General features: G+C 55.5%; 11 protein-coding genes and 4 tRNA genes. All 15 read right to left on the bottom strand.

Annotated features, from left to right (window positions below):
- Positions 1 to 20: 20 nt before the first annotated feature.
- Entirely contained in the window at positions 21 to 4,220 is a 4,200-nt protein-coding gene (rpoC, locus tag AACU78_RS05560) for a DNA-directed RNA polymerase subunit beta' (RefSeq protein WP_015886137.1), read from the bottom strand.
- A gap of 64 nt (positions 4,221 to 4,284) precedes the next feature.
- Positions 4,285 to 8,358 carry a DNA-directed RNA polymerase subunit beta gene (rpoB, locus tag AACU78_RS05555; protein ID WP_053258275.1) on the bottom strand — a complete coding sequence of 1,358 codons (4,074 nt, stop codon included), beginning with the start codon at positions 8,356 to 8,358 and terminating at the stop codon, positions 4,285 to 4,287.
- 220 nt (positions 8,359 to 8,578) lie between these two features.
- Positions 8,579 to 8,944 carry a 50S ribosomal protein L7/L12 gene (gene rplL / locus AACU78_RS05550; protein WP_106580214.1) on the bottom strand — a complete coding sequence of 122 codons (366 nt, stop codon included), beginning with the start codon at positions 8,942 to 8,944 and terminating at the stop codon, positions 8,579 to 8,581.
- Between the two features lie 78 nt (positions 8,945 to 9,022).
- A complete protein-coding gene (gene rplJ, locus AACU78_RS05545) occupies positions 9,023 to 9,523 on the bottom strand; it encodes a 50S ribosomal protein L10 (protein WP_010174464.1) in 501 nt (166 codons plus the stop codon).
- Between the two features lie 199 nt (positions 9,524 to 9,722).
- Positions 9,723 to 10,418: a 50S ribosomal protein L1 gene (gene rplA, locus AACU78_RS05540; RefSeq protein WP_003232403.1), complete on the bottom strand. Its 696-nt coding sequence runs from the start codon at positions 10,416 to 10,418 to the stop codon at positions 9,723 to 9,725.
- Entirely contained in the window at positions 10,418 to 10,849 is a 432-nt protein-coding gene (gene rplK / locus AACU78_RS05535; protein ID WP_003176435.1) for a 50S ribosomal protein L11, read from the bottom strand. The genes rplA and rplK overlap by 1 nt, the downstream gene beginning before the upstream one ends.
- Before the next feature lie 117 nt (positions 10,850 to 10,966).
- The gene (gene nusG, locus AACU78_RS05530) at positions 10,967 to 11,500 is read right to left on the bottom strand and encodes a transcription termination/antitermination protein NusG (RefSeq protein ID WP_003176436.1); all 534 of its coding nucleotides are present in this window, start codon (positions 11,498 to 11,500) and stop codon (positions 10,967 to 10,969) included.
- A 9-nt stretch (positions 11,501 to 11,509) separates the two neighbouring features.
- Positions 11,510 to 11,878 (bottom strand): preprotein translocase subunit SecE, encoded by a 369-nt coding sequence (gene secE / locus AACU78_RS05525; RefSeq protein ID WP_003194658.1) that lies wholly within the window; start codon positions 11,876 to 11,878, stop codon positions 11,510 to 11,512.
- 45 nt (positions 11,879 to 11,923) lie between these two features.
- Positions 11,924 to 11,999, bottom strand: a tRNA-Trp gene (locus AACU78_RS05520).
- Positions 12,000 to 12,160: 161 nt separating this feature from the next.
- Positions 12,161 to 12,236, bottom strand: a tRNA-Thr gene (locus AACU78_RS05515).
- A gap of 26 nt (positions 12,237 to 12,262) precedes the next feature.
- A tRNA-Gly gene (locus AACU78_RS05510) sits at positions 12,263 to 12,336 on the bottom strand.
- A gap of 24 nt (positions 12,337 to 12,360) precedes the next feature.
- Positions 12,361 to 12,445: transfer RNA gene (locus AACU78_RS05505), tRNA-Tyr, on the bottom strand.
- 142 nt (positions 12,446 to 12,587) lie between these two features.
- Entirely contained in the window at positions 12,588 to 13,034 is a 447-nt protein-coding gene (locus AACU78_RS05500; RefSeq protein WP_106580213.1) for a hypothetical protein, read from the bottom strand.
- 8 nt (positions 13,035 to 13,042) lie between these two features.
- Entirely contained in the window at positions 13,043 to 13,792 is a 750-nt protein-coding gene (locus AACU78_RS05495; protein WP_106580212.1) for a pantothenate kinase, read from the bottom strand.
- A complete protein-coding gene (gene birA, locus AACU78_RS05490) occupies positions 13,782 to 14,741 on the bottom strand; it encodes a bifunctional biotin--[acetyl-CoA-carboxylase] ligase/biotin operon repressor BirA (RefSeq protein ID WP_106580211.1) in 960 nt (319 codons plus the stop codon). Before birA ends, AACU78_RS05495 begins: the two co-directional genes overlap by 11 nt.
- Positions 14,742 to 14,929: the final 188 nt, after the last annotated feature.

Genomic DNA, 14,929 nt, shown 5'->3' with positions numbered 1-14,929 from the left:
AGACTTATTTACCGCAGAACTCAGTTACCGCTTGAGTTCAGCGCTTCGGTCAGTGCAGCTTCCACTTCACTGGCGCTTACGCGCAGCGGCTTGTCAGCATCACGGCGACGCTTGCGCTCGCTGTGGTAAGCCAAACCGGTACCTGCCGGGATCAAACGACCCACGACCACGTTCTCTTTCAGGCCGCGCAGGTAATCGCGCTTGCCGGTTACCGCTGCTTCGGTCAGTACGCGAGTGGTCTCCTGGAAGGAGGCCGCCGAGATGAACGACTCAGTGGACAACGACGCCTTGGTGATACCCAGCAACACACGAGTGAACTTGGAGACAAATTTGTCTTCCGCGCCCAGACGTTCGTTTTCTACCAATACGTGAGTCAGTTCCATCTGGTCGCCCTTGATGAAACTGGAATCGCCGGATTCAGCGATTTCAACTTTACGCAGCATCTGACGCAGGATGGTCTCGATGTGCTTATCGTTGATCTTCACGCCTTGCAGACGGTAAACGTCCTGGATCTCGTTAACGATGTACTTGGCCAGCGCACTCACACCCAGCAAACGCAGGATGTCGTGTGGATCGCTCGGGCCGTCGGAGATAACTTCGCCGCGGTTTACCTGTTCGCCTTCGAAGACGTTCAGGTGACGCCACTTCGGAATCAGCTCTTCATACGGATCGCTACCGTCGTTCGGAGTAATAACCAGACGGCGCTTGCCCTTGGTCTCTTTACCGAACGCGATGGTGCCGCTGACTTCAGCCAGAATCGACGCTTCTTTCGGACGACGAGCTTCGAACAAGTCGGCAACACGCGGCAGACCACCGGTGATGTCGCGGGTCTTCGAAGTTTCTTGCGGGATACGCGCGATAACATCACCGATCGCGATCTTCGCACCATCCGCTACACCGACCAAGGCGTTGGCTGGCAGGAAGTACTGAGCGATTACGTCAGTGCCTGGCAGCAACAAGTCCTTGCCGTTGTCATCGACCATCTTCACGGCAGGACGGATGTCCTTACCGGCAGCTGGACGATCTTTCGCGTCGAGTACTTCAATGTTGGTCATACCGGTCAATTCGTCAGTCTGACGCTTGATCGTGATGCCTTCTTCCATGCCCACGTAGGTCACGGTACCTTTCATTTCGGTAACGATTGGGTGAGTGTGCGGATCCCACTTGGCCACGATTGCGCCAGCGTCGACCTTGTCACCTTCTTTAACCGAGATCACAGCACCGTACGGCAGCTTGTAACGCTCACGCTCACGACCGTAGTCATCAGCGATTGCCAGCTCACCGGAACGGGATACGGCAACCAGGTGGCCATCCACTCGCTCAACGTGTTTCAGGTTGTGCAGACGGACGGTACCGCCATTCTTCACCTGAACGCTGTCAGCTGCGGAGGTCCGGCTTGCCGCACCACCGATGTGGAACGTACGCATGGTCAGCTGGGTACCCGGCTCACCGATGGACTGGGCAGCGATAACGCCGACCGCTTCACCGATGTTCACCTGATGGCCACGAGCCAAGTCACGGCCGTAGCACTTGGCGCAAATGCCGTAGCGGGTTTCGCAGCTGATCGGCGAGCGAACAATCACTTCGTCGATGCTGTTGAGTTCGATGAACTCGACCCACTTCTCGTCTACCAGAGTGCCGGCAGGAACGATAATTTCCTCGGTACCTGGCTTGAATACGTCACGGGCGATTACTCGACCCAGTACGCGCTCACCCAACGGCTCTACAACGTCGCCGCCTTCGATGTGCGGAGTCATCAGCAGACCGTGTTCGGTGCCGCAGTCAACTTCAGTCACAACCAAGTCTTGTGCAACGTCTACCAGACGACGTGTCAGGTAACCGGAGTTAGCGGTTTTCAACGCGGTATCCGCAAGACCCTTACGAGCACCGTGAGTGGAGATGAAGTACTGAAGTACGCTCAAACCTTCACGGAAGTTCGCAGTAATCGGCGTCTCGATGATGGAACCATCCGGCTTGGCCATCAGGCCACGCATACCGGCGAGCTGACGGATCTGCGCAGCAGAACCCCGTGCGCCCGAGTCGGCCATCATGTACATCGAGTTGAACGACTCTTGATCGACTTCTACGCCATGACGGTCGATAACCTTCTCTTTCGAGAGGTTTGCCATCATCGCCTTCGACACTTCGTCGTTGGCCTTGGACCAAAGGTCGATCACTTTGTTGTACTTCTCGCCCTGAGTTACCAGGCCGGAGGCGTACTGGCTCTCGATTTCTTTCACTTCATCGGTAGCAGCACCGATGATCTGAGCTTTTTCATCCGGGATAACGAAGTCGTTAACACCGATGGAAACGCCAGAAATAGTCGAGTAAGCAAAACCGGTGTACATCAACTGGTCAGCGAAGATCACGGTCTCTTTCAAACCAACCACGCGGTAGCACTGGTTGATCAGCTTGGAGATCGCCTTTTTCTTCATTGGCAGGTTGACGACGTCATACGACAGACCTTTTGGCACAACTTGATACAACAGCGCACGGCCAACAGTGGTGTCGACGATACGGGTGTTGGTCACGCTGCCGCCGTCACGATCGTTGACGGTTTCGTTGATCCGCACTTTAACCTTGGCGTGCAGTGCGGCTTCGCCGGCACGGAACACACGGTCAACTTCTTGCAGGTCAGCGAACACACGGCCTTCGCCTTTGGCGTTGATCGCTTCACGGGTCATGTAGTACAGACCCAATACAACGTCCTGCGACGGAACGATGATTGGCTCACCGTTGGCTGGCGACAGAATGTTGTTGGTCGACATCATCAACGCACGCGCTTCCAACTGAGCTTCCAGTGTCAGCGGTACGTGCACGGCCATTTGGTCGCCGTCGAAGTCGGCGTTGTACGCAGCACAGACCAGAGGGTGCAGCTGGATAGCCTTACCTTCGATCAGTACCGGTTCAAACGCCTGGATACCCAGACGGTGAAGGGTCGGTGCACGGTTGAGGAGAACCGGGTGTTCGCGGATCACTTCAGCGAGAACGTCCCAAACCTCTGGCAGTTCGCGCTCGACCATTTTCTTGGCCGCTTTGATGGTGGTCGCGAGACCGCGCATTTCGAGCTTGCCGAAGATGAATGGCTTGAACAGTTCAAGTGCCATCTTCTTAGGCAGACCGCACTGGTGCAGACGCAGGGTCGGGCCTACGGTAATTACCGAACGACCGGAGTAGTCAACACGCTTACCGAGCAAGTTCTGACGGAAACGGCCTTGCTTACCCTTGATCATGTCAGCCAAGGATTTCAGAGGACGCTTGTTGGAACCGGTGATAGCGCGACCGCGACGACCGTTGTCGAGCAAGGCATCGACAGCTTCTTGCAACATACGCTTTTCGTTGCGCACGATGATGTCCGGAGCGGACAGATCAAGCAGGCGCTTCAAGCGGTTGTTACGGTTGATCACGCGACGGTACAGGTCGTTGAGGTCGGAAGTCGCGAAGCGACCGCCATCCAACGGTACCAGCGGACGCAGGTCTGGCGGCAGAACCGGCAGAACGGTCAGCACCATCCACTCTGGCAAGTTGCCGGAACCCTGGAAGGCTTCCATCAACTTCAGACGCTTGGACAGTTTCTTGATTTTGGTTTCGGAGTTGGTTTGCGGAATTTCTTCACGCAGACGGCCAATCTCGTGTTCCAGGTCGATCGCGTGCAGCAGTTCACGGACCGCTTCGGCACCCATGCGGGCATCGAAATCGTCACCGAACTCTTCCAGCGCTTCGAAGTACTGCTCGTCGTTCAGCAGCTGACCTTTTTCAAGGGTGGTCATGCCTGGATCGATAACGACATAGCTCTCGAAATAGAGAACGCGTTCGATATCACGCAGGGTCATGTCCATCAGCAAGCCGATACGGGACGGCAGCGATTTCAGGAACCAGATGTGGGCAACCGGCGACGCCAGCTCGATGTGCGCCATGCGCTCACGACGAACCTTAGCCAGCGCAACTTCAACGCCGCACTTCTCGCAGATCACACCACGGTGCTTCAAGCGCTTGTACTTACCGCACAGGCACTCGTAATCCTTTACCGGGCCAAAGATCTTGGCGCAGAACAGGCCGTCACGCTCAGGTTTGAACGTACGGTAGTTAATGGTTTCCGGCTTTTTAACTTCACCGAACGACCACGAACGGATCATCTCAGGCGATGCCAATCCAATACGGATGGCGTCGAACTCTTCGACTTGACCCTGGTTTTTCAGCAAATTCAGTAGGTCTTTCAAGGCCTTTCCTCCTGGCGGAGCAGAGAGCGGGCTAAACAGCCCCGCTCTCGATTCGCGTCACGTGTTATTCGGTTTCCAGATCGATATCGATGCCGAGGGAACGAATTTCTTTGATCAACACGTTGAAGGACTCGGGCATGCCCGGCTCCATACGGTGATCGCCGTCCACGATGTTTTTGTACATCTTGGTCCGACCGTTCACATCGTCCGACTTCACTGTGAGCATTTCTTGCAGAGTGTAAGCAGCACCGTATGCTTCCAGTGCCCAGACCTCCATCTCCCCGAAACGCTGACCACCGAACTGAGCCTTACCACCCAGCGGCTGCTGGGTAACCAGGCTGTACGAACCGGTAGAACGAGCGTGCATCTTGTCGTCTACCAAGTGGTTCAGCTTCAGCATGTACATGTAGCCAACAGTAACCGGGCGCTCAAACTTGTTGCCGGTACGGCCGTCGAACAGCTGCATCTGGCCGCTTTCCGGCAGGTCTGCCAGTTTCAGCATGGCCTTGATTTCGCTTTCCTTGGCACCGTCGAACACCGGGGTAGCCATTGGAACGCCGCCGCGCAGGTTCTTCGCCAGATCCAGGATTTCCTGGTCGGAGAAGGTGTCCAGCTCTTCGTTGCGACCGCCGATCTCGTTGTAGATCTCGTGCAGGAACTTACGCAGGTCTGCGACCTTGCGCTGCTCTTCGATCATACGGTTGATCTTCTCGCCCAGACCTTTGGCCGCGAGGCCCAGGTGGGTTTCAAGGATCTGACCAACGTTCATACGCGAAGGTACGCCCAACGGGTTGAGGACGACGTCGACCGGGGTGCCATTGGCATCGTGCGGCATGTCTTCAACCGGCATGATCACGGAGACCACACCTTTGTTACCGTGACGACCGGCCATCTTGTCGCCCGGCTGGATGCGGCGACGGATTGCCAGGTAAACCTTGACGATTTTCAGCACGCCTGGAGCCAGGTCATCGCCCTGCTGCAGTTTGCGCTTCTTGTCTTCGAACTTGTCGTCCAGCAGACGGCGACGATCAACGATATAGGCCTGAGCCTTCTCAAGCTGCTCGTTCAGAGCATCTTCAGCCATGCGCAGTTTGAACCACTGGCCGTGCTCAAGACCGTCGAGGATTTCGTCGGTGATGTCCTGACCTTTCTTCAGACCTGCGCCGCCTTCGGCCTTGTGGCCTACCAGAGCGGAACGCAGACGTTCGAAGGTCGCGCCTTCAACGATACGGAACTCTTCGTTCAGGTCCTTGCGGATCTCGTCGAGTTGAGTCTTCTCGATGGACAGTGCACGAGCATCACGCTCGACGCCGTCACGGGTGAAGACCTGTACGTCGATGACAGTACCCTTGGTACCGGTAGGTACACGCAGGGAGGTGTCTTTAACGTCGCTGGCTTTTTCACCGAAGATGGCACGCAACAGCTTCTCTTCCGGCGTCAGTTGGGTCTCGCCTTTCGGAGTGACCTTACCGACCAGGATGTCGCCTGCGCCAACTTCAGCACCTACGTAAACGATACCGGCTTCGTCCAGTTTGTTCAGTGCAGCTTCACCCACGTTCGGGATGTCTGCAGTGATTTCCTCTGGCCCAAGCTTGGTGTCACGTGCCACACAGGTCAGTTCCTGAATGTGGATCGTGGTGAAACGGTCCTCTTGAACAACACGCTCGGACAGGCAGATGGAGTCTTCGAAGTTGAAGCCGTTCCATGCCATGAACGCGATGCGCATGTTCTGACCCAGAGCCAGTTCACCCATGTCGGTGGACGGGCCGTCGGCCATGATGTCGCTACGCTGAACGCGATCACCCTTGCTCACCAACGGACGCTGGTTGATGCAGGTGTTCTGGTTCGAGCGGGTGTATTTGGTCAGGTTGTAGATGTCGACACCGGCTTCGCCAGTTTCAACTTCGTCATCGGCAACACGAACCACGATACGGCTGGCATCAACAGAGTCAATCACACCGCCACGACGAGCCACGACGCAAACGCCGGAGTCACGCGCTACGTTACGCTCCATGCCGGTACCTACCAGCGGCTTGTCAGCACGCAGAGTCGGTACAGCTTGACGCTGCATGTTGGAACCCATCAACGCACGGTTGGCGTCATCGTGTTCCAGGAACGGGATCAGCGACGCTGCAACAGAAACTACCTGCTTGGGCGAAACGTCCATCAAGGTGACGTCTTCCGGCGCCTTAACGGTGAACTCGTTCAAGTGACGAACAGCTACCAGCTCGTCGATCAGGACTTTCTTGTCGTTCATCGTGGCCGAAGCCTGAGCGATCACGTGATCAGCTTCTTCGATGGCGGACAGGAACACGATCTCGTCGGTAACCAGAGCGTCTTTCACTACGCGGTACGGGCTCTCGAGGAAGCCGTACTGGTTAGTGCGCGCATAAGCGGCCAGGGAGTTGATCAGACCGATGTTCGGACCTTCCGGCGTTTCGATCGGGCAAACACGACCGTAGTGCGTCGGGTGAACGTCACGAACTTCAAAGCCTGCACGCTCACGCGTCAAACCGCCCGGGCCCAGTGCGGAAACACGGCGCTTGTGGGTGATCTCGGAGAGCGGGTTGTTCTGGTCCATGAACTGCGAGAGCTGGCTGGAACCGAAGAACTCTTTCACCGCCGCAGCCACTGGCTTGGCGTTGATCAGGTCTTGCGGCATCAGGCCTTCGCTTTCAGCCATCGACAGACGCTCTTTGACCGCACGCTCTACACGTACCAGGCCAACGCGGAACTGGTTCTCAGCCATTTCGCCTACGCAGCGAACACGACGGTTACCCAGGTGGTCGATGTCATCGACGATGCCTTTACCGTTACGGATGTCGACCAGAGTCTTCAGTACCGCGACGATGTCTTCCTTGCACAACACGCCCGAACCTTCGATCTCGGTACGACCGATACGACGGTTGAACTTCATCCGGCCGACCGCAGACAGGTCATAGCGCTCAGGGCTGAAGAACAGGTTGTTGAACAGGGTCTCGGCAGCGTCTTTGGTTGGTGGCTCACCAGGACGCATCATGCGATAGATCTCGACCAGCGCTTCCAATTGGTTGCTGGTGGAGTCGATCTTCAGTGTGTCGGAGATGAACGGACCGCAGTCGATGTCGTTGGTGTACAGCGTCTCGATGCGAACAACCTGGGCCTTGGCGATTTTTGCCAGGATCTCGGTGTTCAGCTCGGTGTTGCACTCAGCCAGGATTTCACCTGTCGCCGGGTGAACGATGACCTTGGCGGTGGTGCGACCCAGGACGTAGTCCAAAGGCACGTCCAGCGACTTGATACCGGCTTTTTCGATCTGGTTGATGTGGCGCGCAGTAATACGGCGGCCGGCTTCAACGATGACCTTGCCGTTTTCATCCTGGATATCCAGGACAGCAATTTCACCACGCAGACGCGAAGCAATCAGTTCCAGGCTGAGGGTTTCATCCTTCAGGCTGAACACGTTGGTGGTGTAGAAGGCATCCAGCACTTGCTCGGTGGTATAGCCGAGCGCGCGCAGCAGTACCGAGGCCGGCAGCTTGCGACGACGGTCGATACGCACGAACACGCAGTCTTTCGGGTCGAACTCGAAGTCCAACCACGAACCGCGGTACGGAATGATCCGCGCGGAGTACAGGAGCTTACCGGAGCTGTGCGTCTTGCCGCGGTCGTGGTCAAAGAACACGCCCGGGGAACGGTGCAGCTGGGAAACGATAACGCGTTCGGTACCGTTAATAACGAAGGTACCGTTTTCAGTCATCAATGGGATTTCGCCCATGTAGACTTCTTGCTCTTTGATGTCCTTGATCGCTTTGTTCGACGATTCTTTGTCGAAAATGATCAGACGGACTTTTACCCGCAAAGGTACGGCGTACGTAACACCGCGCAACACGCATTCTTTGACATCAAATGCCGGTTCGCCCAGGCGATAACCGACGTACTCCAGCGCAGCATTGCCGGAGTAGCTGATGATCGGGAAAACGGATTTGAAGGCCGCATGCAGGCCCACGTCGCGGAACTGATCTTTAGTCGCTCCCGCTTGCAAGAATTCACGATACGAATCCAGCTGGATAGCCAGAAGGTACGGGACATCCATGACGTCCGGCAACTTGCTAAAGTCCTTGCGGATACGTTTTTTCTCAGTATATGAGTAAGCCATCAGCGTTCCCCAGCTTGGTCACCTGCTTGTTTGGCCCCTCCCGACGGGAGCAGCCAGAAAATCTCGCAAACCCCATGGTTTGCACCACCGCATCGGGTGGCTACAGCGCGTTAGTGGCGGCGACCGAGTCGACAGCCAAGAACGGAAAAAGGCCGGTGGCAAGAGCCACCAGCCATCAGCCTTCAGCTTAACGCTTGGGCTGGAGACGCAAGGTCGATGCTTACTTCAGCTCGACTTTAGCGCCTGCTTCTTCCAGCACTGCTTTGGCTTTGTCAGCTGCGTCTTTGGACACTGCTTCCAGAACCTGGGCAGGAGCGCCGTCAACTACAGCCTTGGCTTCTTTCAGGCCCAGACCGGACAGTTCACGAACTGCCTTGATCACGTTTACTTTCTTCTCGCCAGCTTCCAGCAGCATGACGTTGAATTCGGTTTGCTCTTCAGCAGCAACAGCAGCAACAGCTGGGCCAGCGGAAGCAGCAGCAGCGGAAACGCCGAATTTTTCTTCGAAAGCTTTGATCAGCTCAACAACCTGCAGAACCGACATTTCAGCTACGGCGTTGAGGATATCTTCTTGGGAGATAGACATTACTGTATTTCCTGAATTGGGGGACGGCCTACGCGGCCATCGAAATAAACAAAAATACGCGAAAGGAGGTGCTCAGCCTTAGGCTGCGGCAGCTTCTTTTTGCTCGCGAACTGCAGCCAGAGTACGAGCCAGCTTGCTGGTAGCGCCTTGAATCACGCTCATCAGCTGCGAAATAGCTTCGTTACGGGTCGGCAGTGTTGCCAGTACGTCGATTTGGTTAGCTGCGAGGAACTTGCCCTCGAACGCAGCTGCCTTGATCTCGAACTTATCCTGACTCTTGGCGAATTCCTTGAACAAACGGGCAGCAGCGCCTGGATGTTCTTTGGAGAACGCGATCAGAGTCGGGCCGGTGAACACGTCGTTGAGGACACTGTATTCAGTGTCAGCAACAGCGCGCTTGAGCAGGGTGTTACGTACAACACGTACGTATACGCCAGCTTCACGAGCCTCTTTACGGAGTCCGGTCATAGCGCCTACTGTCACACCACGGGCATCAGCCACGACAGCGGACAGAGCAGCTTTGGCAGCCTCGTTGACTTCAGCGACGATGGCCTTCTTGTCTTCGAGATTAATTGCCACGGGTTTAACTCCTGCTTGTTACCGTTTCATCTGGCCGAAGCCGGATGTCGTTTTGGTGTCTGATTCGGTAAGGAACCGGGAGCACCATCTGCGTAGGCTTGTGGTTTAAGACTTGCGCCGCCTACGGTCTTGGATAGCCCCCGCCAGGCAGGGACCCCAATTTTTTCAATCAGCGCGATCGCTCGCGCCAACTTGTGTCTTATACGTCCAGCGAGCCTTGGTCGATGACCAGACCTGGGCCCATAGTGGTGCTCAGGGTAACGCGCTTAACGTAGATACCTTTCGAGGAAGCTGGCTTGATACGCTTCAGATCAGCGATCAGGGCTTCAACGTTTTCCTTCAGCTTGACGGCATCAAAGCCGACTTTGCCAACGGAGGTGTGAATGATGCCGTTTTTGTCGGTGCGATAACGAACCTGACCAGCCTTGGCGTTTTTAACCGCGGTAGCTACGTCTGGCGTTACGGTGCCGACTTTAGGGTTAGGCATCAGACCACGTGGACCGAGGATCTGACCCAACTGACCTACAACGCGCATTGCGTCCGGGGAGGCAATAACTACGTCGTAGTTCAGGTCGCCGCCTTTCATTTCGGCAGCCAGGTCGTCCATGCCAACGCGATCAGCACCGGCGGCCAGAGCAGCTTCAGCTGCCGGGCCTTGGGTGAAGACAGCAACACGTACAGTCTTGCCAGTACCGTGTGGCAGCACAGTAGCGCTACGAACGACCTGGTCGGATTTACGTGGGTCAACACCCAGGTTTACAGCAACGTCAACGGACTCGCTGAACTTGACAGTCGACAGCTCGGTCAGCAGGGCAGCAGCGTCTACAAAGTTGTAGGCCTTGCCTGCTTCGATTTTGCCGGCGATAGCCTTTTGGCGCTTGGTCAGCTTAGCCATTACACACCCTCCACGTTAAGGCCCATGCTACGAGCAGAACCGGCGATGGTACGCACGGCTGCATCCATATCAGCTGCAGTCAGATCCGCGTTTTTGGTTTTCGCGATTTCTTCCAGCTGAGCACGAGTTACGGTGCCAACCTTAACGGTGTTAGGACGAGCGGAACCGCTAGTCAGACCTGCAGCCTTCTTCAGCAAAACCGAAGCCGGGGTCGACTTGGTTTCGAAAGTGAAGCTACGGTCGCTGTATACAGTGATGATCACTGGAGTCGGCAGACCTGGCTCAAGACCCTGAGTACGGGCGTTGAAGGCCTTGCAGAATTCCATGATGTTCACGCCGTGCTGACCCAGAGCCGGGCCGACAGGTGGACTTGGGTTGGCCTGAGCGGCCTTCACTTGCAGCTTGATGTAAGCGGTAATCTTCTTGGCCATGAGGCACTCCAATTACGGGTTCAATCGCCTCGAAAGGCTCCCCGGTTACTTGCGCGTTTATCCCAGTGACGACAAAACCCCACAGCCTAGGGCTGCGGGGTTGGGATGCTTGCTCAGCTAGACCTTTTCGACCTGGCTGAACTCCAGCTCTACCGGAGTAGAGCGACCGAAAATGAGCACCGCCACTTGGATCCGGCTCTTTTCGTAGTTAACTTCTTCGACAGTGCCGTTGAAATCAGCAAACGGACCATCTGTGACACGAACAACCTCACCCGGCTCGAACAACGTCTTCGGCTTAGGCTTGTCGCTGCCGTCAGCAACACGACGCAGAATCGCTTCTGCCTCTTTGTCAGTGATCGGAGCAGGCTTATCAGCAGTACCGCCGATGAAACCCATGACACGAGGAGTGTCCTTGACCAAGTGCCAAGTACCTTCATTCATGTCCATCTGAACCAGCACGTAGCCAGGGAAGAACTTGCGTTCGCTTTTACGCTTTTGGCCATTCCGCATTTCAACCACTTCTTCAGTGGGAACCAGAATTTCGCCGAAGCCATCTTCCATGCCTGCCAGCTTTACGCGCTCTAGCAAAGAGCGCATGACATGCTTCTCGTAACCCGAGTAAGCATGCACAACGTACCAACGCTTAGCCACGGGACACCCTTAGCCAACAATCAAGGAAACAAGCCAGCCGAGCAGGGAATCAAGCCCCCACAACAGCAACGCCATAACCAAAACAACAGCCACAACAATCAACGTGGTCTGCGTGGTTTCTTGGCGAGTCGGCCAAACGACTTTACGGATCTCTGTGCGAGCTTCCTTTACCAGAACTGCGAAAGACTTGCCTTTGGCAGTCTGCAGGCCTACAAAGGCAGCTACAGCAGCAAGGGCAAGCAAAGCGAGTACGCGATACAGGATCGGCGAAGCAGAATAGTACTGATTGCCAACAACGCCTACGACCACCAATGCGACTACAGCAAGCCACTTGACCAGATCGAAACGAGAGCTTTGAGCTTCAGCCTTAGGAGTCATCTATGAAGATCCTGTGAAAAGAAAGCCAGACACACCACGTGAATCTGGCAGGTCAGGAGGGAATCGAACCCCCAACCTACGGTTTTGGAGACCGTCGCTCTGCCAATTGAGCTACTGACCTAAAACAAAATCAGGCCGACCATTATGCAGGCCTGAAAAAGACTTTACAACAACCAACCCCTAGAGACTTGAAATCACCCGACATTCACGCCAGGCAGAACACTATCAAGCCGAGTTAGCTGTTAAAACAAAGGCAGATATTTTCATATCTGCCTTGTTATATGGAGCTCTTGAGCGGATTTGAACCGCTGACCTCACCCTTACCAAGGGTGTGCTCTACCAACTGAGCTACAAGAGCAAAACACCGTGCACAATCTGCAAACTTGGAGCGGGTAGCGGGAATCGAACCCGCATCATCAGCTTGGAAGGCTGAGGTTCTACCACTAAACTATACCCGCGGAGCTTGCAGCTCACGCTAAAAATGGTGGAGGGGGAAGGATTCGAACCTTCGAAGTCGTAGACGTCAGATTTACAGTCTGATCCCTTTGGCCGCTCGGGAACCCCTCCTAAGCGAGCCGGCATTCTACATCACGCCGGCCTTCTGTCAAGCATTTTCTCATTAAAAATATGAGCTTAGCTGCGTTGACCTTCGCTTCACGCTGTAGACCGTAAAGGTCTTCACTGCGAAGCGGGCGCCATTCTATGCAAACTATTCGACACTTGCAACGCCTTCGCACAACATTATTTTATGTTTTAACTCATTGAATTCCTTAGCAAGGTTTTCAAAGGGCAGATCATCGGCCAGTCGCCTGCTTTCAGGGGACACACGCAGCCAATAGCCGGTAGTGCCAGGTACATTGAGCAGTTGCACCTTGACCTTTATATCCAGGCTCATGAGACGCTGCTCAAGCAACTGCGCTTGTCGCTGATCAGCAAAGCCACCTATGTATAAGCATGTATTTTGCGGCTCAGGGGCGTTTGCCCGGTCACGGCGGACAACCGAATCAGAAGACTCACTCAACAGCCGGATGTCCTGCTGAGAGCCGCGATAGAGGCTCAGGGGCGTAACGTCCTTAGCGCGCAACGGCGCCTCTTGTTGATGCCAGATGTAATAGAAGGCATTGAGAACGAGCAAGAGCAAAAACAGCCAACGCATAAAAAACCTCAGAACAAAGGGCACGCCATCGCCAGTCCCACAAAAACCAGATCCGGAACAAAGCGAGCCTGCGGTACGGCATCCGAGACCAGGTCAGCATCCCCGCCCGTCAGGAAGACGGTGAAATCCTCACCCCAATAGCGCCGAGCCAACTCAAGCTGGGTCAATACAAACCCCCGAAGCATGAGCGTGCAGCCACGCTCAACGGCCTCAACGGTGGTTCGACCTGGGGAAAGATGCTCCATGGCCTGCTCTGCTGCGGCATCGTCGTAGCGAATCTTGCGGGTGTGTGTTCGCAGCTGACTGCGCATCAGGGGCATTCCAGGGCATATAAAGCCTCCTAGATGCTCACCGTCAGCAGCGATAAAGTCCGCAGTCGCGGCGGTACCGAAGTCGAGCACCAAGCAAGCACCCGGCGCCAACTTGAAACCGCCAAGCATTGCTAACCAGCGATCAAGCCCGAGGCGCTCGTACTCTTCATAACCGTTGCGCACTCCCGCCATTTCTCTCGCTGAGGCAGCGCAAGCCACTGTGACACCAAATGCCTCCTGCAATGCCTCAACCAACTTTCCCGTTTCCTCAGAAGCACGAACGCTCACCAAACGGCATCGCGTCAGCAGCAGACCCGGAATTGCGGTCAGACTTTCTATTAATGCGAGATCTGAACCGACAACACCCTCTGCGCAGGCGCTAATGCTCGGCGCATCAAGCACCCGCCACTTGATAAAGCTATTTCCACAGTCGAGCTCAAGAATCATCGCGCAGCCTCAGGCTTAACTCACCACCGCTATATATTTTCTCAACACCATCGACATTCAGACGCAGCGCGCCCTGGTGATCAATCCCCAGCACAATCCCATCAATCTGATTGACGCCTGCAATGAGAGTCACAGCCCTACCCTGCCACAAATGATTTCGCTCCCACTCCTCCTGCAACGCACTAAAGCCAAAGGCCTTGTGGCGCTCCAAGTGGCTTTGCAGCTGCAGGCTTAGCTGCGCAACCAAGTAATTACGATCGACGGGCGCACCCGTTTCCAATTGCACTGAGGTCCACTGCTGATCTACCTCGGCAGCTTGCTGCATGTTCCCATTAATGCCTATCCCGAGCACCACGTGGCAGATGTCTGCAGGGTCACCCACCAACTCAAGCAAGATGCCGGCAATTTTCTTGCGTCCTACGAGGACGTCGTTTGGCCACTTCAGGGCCGCGCCCTGCACACCCAAATCACGCAGCGCTTGCATGACCGCCAATCCCACTACAAGACTAAGACCCTCCAGCTGCCGCAGCCCACCCTCGATGCGCAGTACAAGGCTGTAGTAGACATTCTGAGCGAATGGACTCACCCACGTGCGGCCCCGCCTCCCCCTGCCGGCCGTCTGCTGCTCAGCAAGCACCAGAAATGGCGCAGCAACGCCTGCGTCGACAAGACGCAAGGCTTCAGCATTAGTGGAGTCGATAGAGTCAGAGATGTGGACGGGCCATGCCAAAGAAGCGGCATTCACCGCAATCTCTTCCTTGCTCAGAAACACCAGCGGCGAAGCCAACTGGTACCCCTTGCCGCGAATTTTATGAATGGGCAAATTCAGCTCTGCCTCAAGGTGCTGGAGCTGCTTCCAAACAGCACTGCGGCTGACACCCAGGGCGGCACCCAGCGCTTCTCCGGAATGAAATCGGCCATCTTTCAGAAGTTCTAACAACGTCAGCATGCAAGTATCGCCTCACAATGAGGCACGCATGATAGCCATGCGCAAGGCCATTGCATAGAAAGGCCGGGATTTAGCGCCCATGGCCCGGAGGTAGCGGGAAGTTTGGGAGCTGGGCCTATCAGGAAAGCACACATTATCGTTGGCGCATCGCGATGCCTTCATACCTGCACTTTTCGACCGCCCAAAAC

The sequence above is a fragment of the Pseudomonas sp. R9.37 genome (assembly GCF_963878885.1).
Classification (GTDB): domain Bacteria; phylum Pseudomonadota; class Gammaproteobacteria; order Pseudomonadales; family Pseudomonadaceae; genus Aquipseudomonas.
This window is presented reverse-complemented; position numbering and strand designations above follow the sequence as displayed.

Bases quoted from the DNA above. Each gene is read 5' to 3' on its own strand.
- rpoB (WP_053258275.1), bottom strand. From the start codon at position 8,358: ATGGCTTACTCATATACTGAGAAAAAACGTATCCGCAAGGACTTTAGC.
- rplL (WP_106580214.1), bottom strand. From the start codon at position 8,944: ATGTCTATCTCCCAAGAAGATATCCTCAACGCCGTAGCTGAAATGTCG.
- rplA (WP_003232403.1), bottom strand. From the start codon at position 10,418: ATGGCTAAGCTGACCAAGCGCCAAAAGGCTATCGCCGGCAAAATCGAA.
- rplK (WP_003176435.1), bottom strand. From the start codon at position 10,849: ATGGCCAAGAAGATTACCGCTTACATCAAGCTGCAAGTGAAGGCCGCT.
- secE (WP_003194658.1), bottom strand. From the start codon at position 11,878: ATGACTCCTAAGGCTGAAGCTCAAAGCTCTCGTTTCGATCTGGTCAAG.
- AACU78_RS05500 (WP_106580213.1), bottom strand. From the start codon at position 13,034: ATGCGTTGGCTGTTTTTGCTCTTGCTCGTTCTCAATGCCTTCTATTAC.
- AACU78_RS05495 (WP_106580212.1), bottom strand. From the start codon at position 13,792: ATGATTCTTGAGCTCGACTGTGGAAATAGCTTTATCAAGTGGCGGGTG.
- birA (WP_106580211.1), bottom strand. From the start codon at position 14,741: ATGCTGACGTTGTTAGAACTTCTGAAAGATGGCCGATTTCATTCCGGA.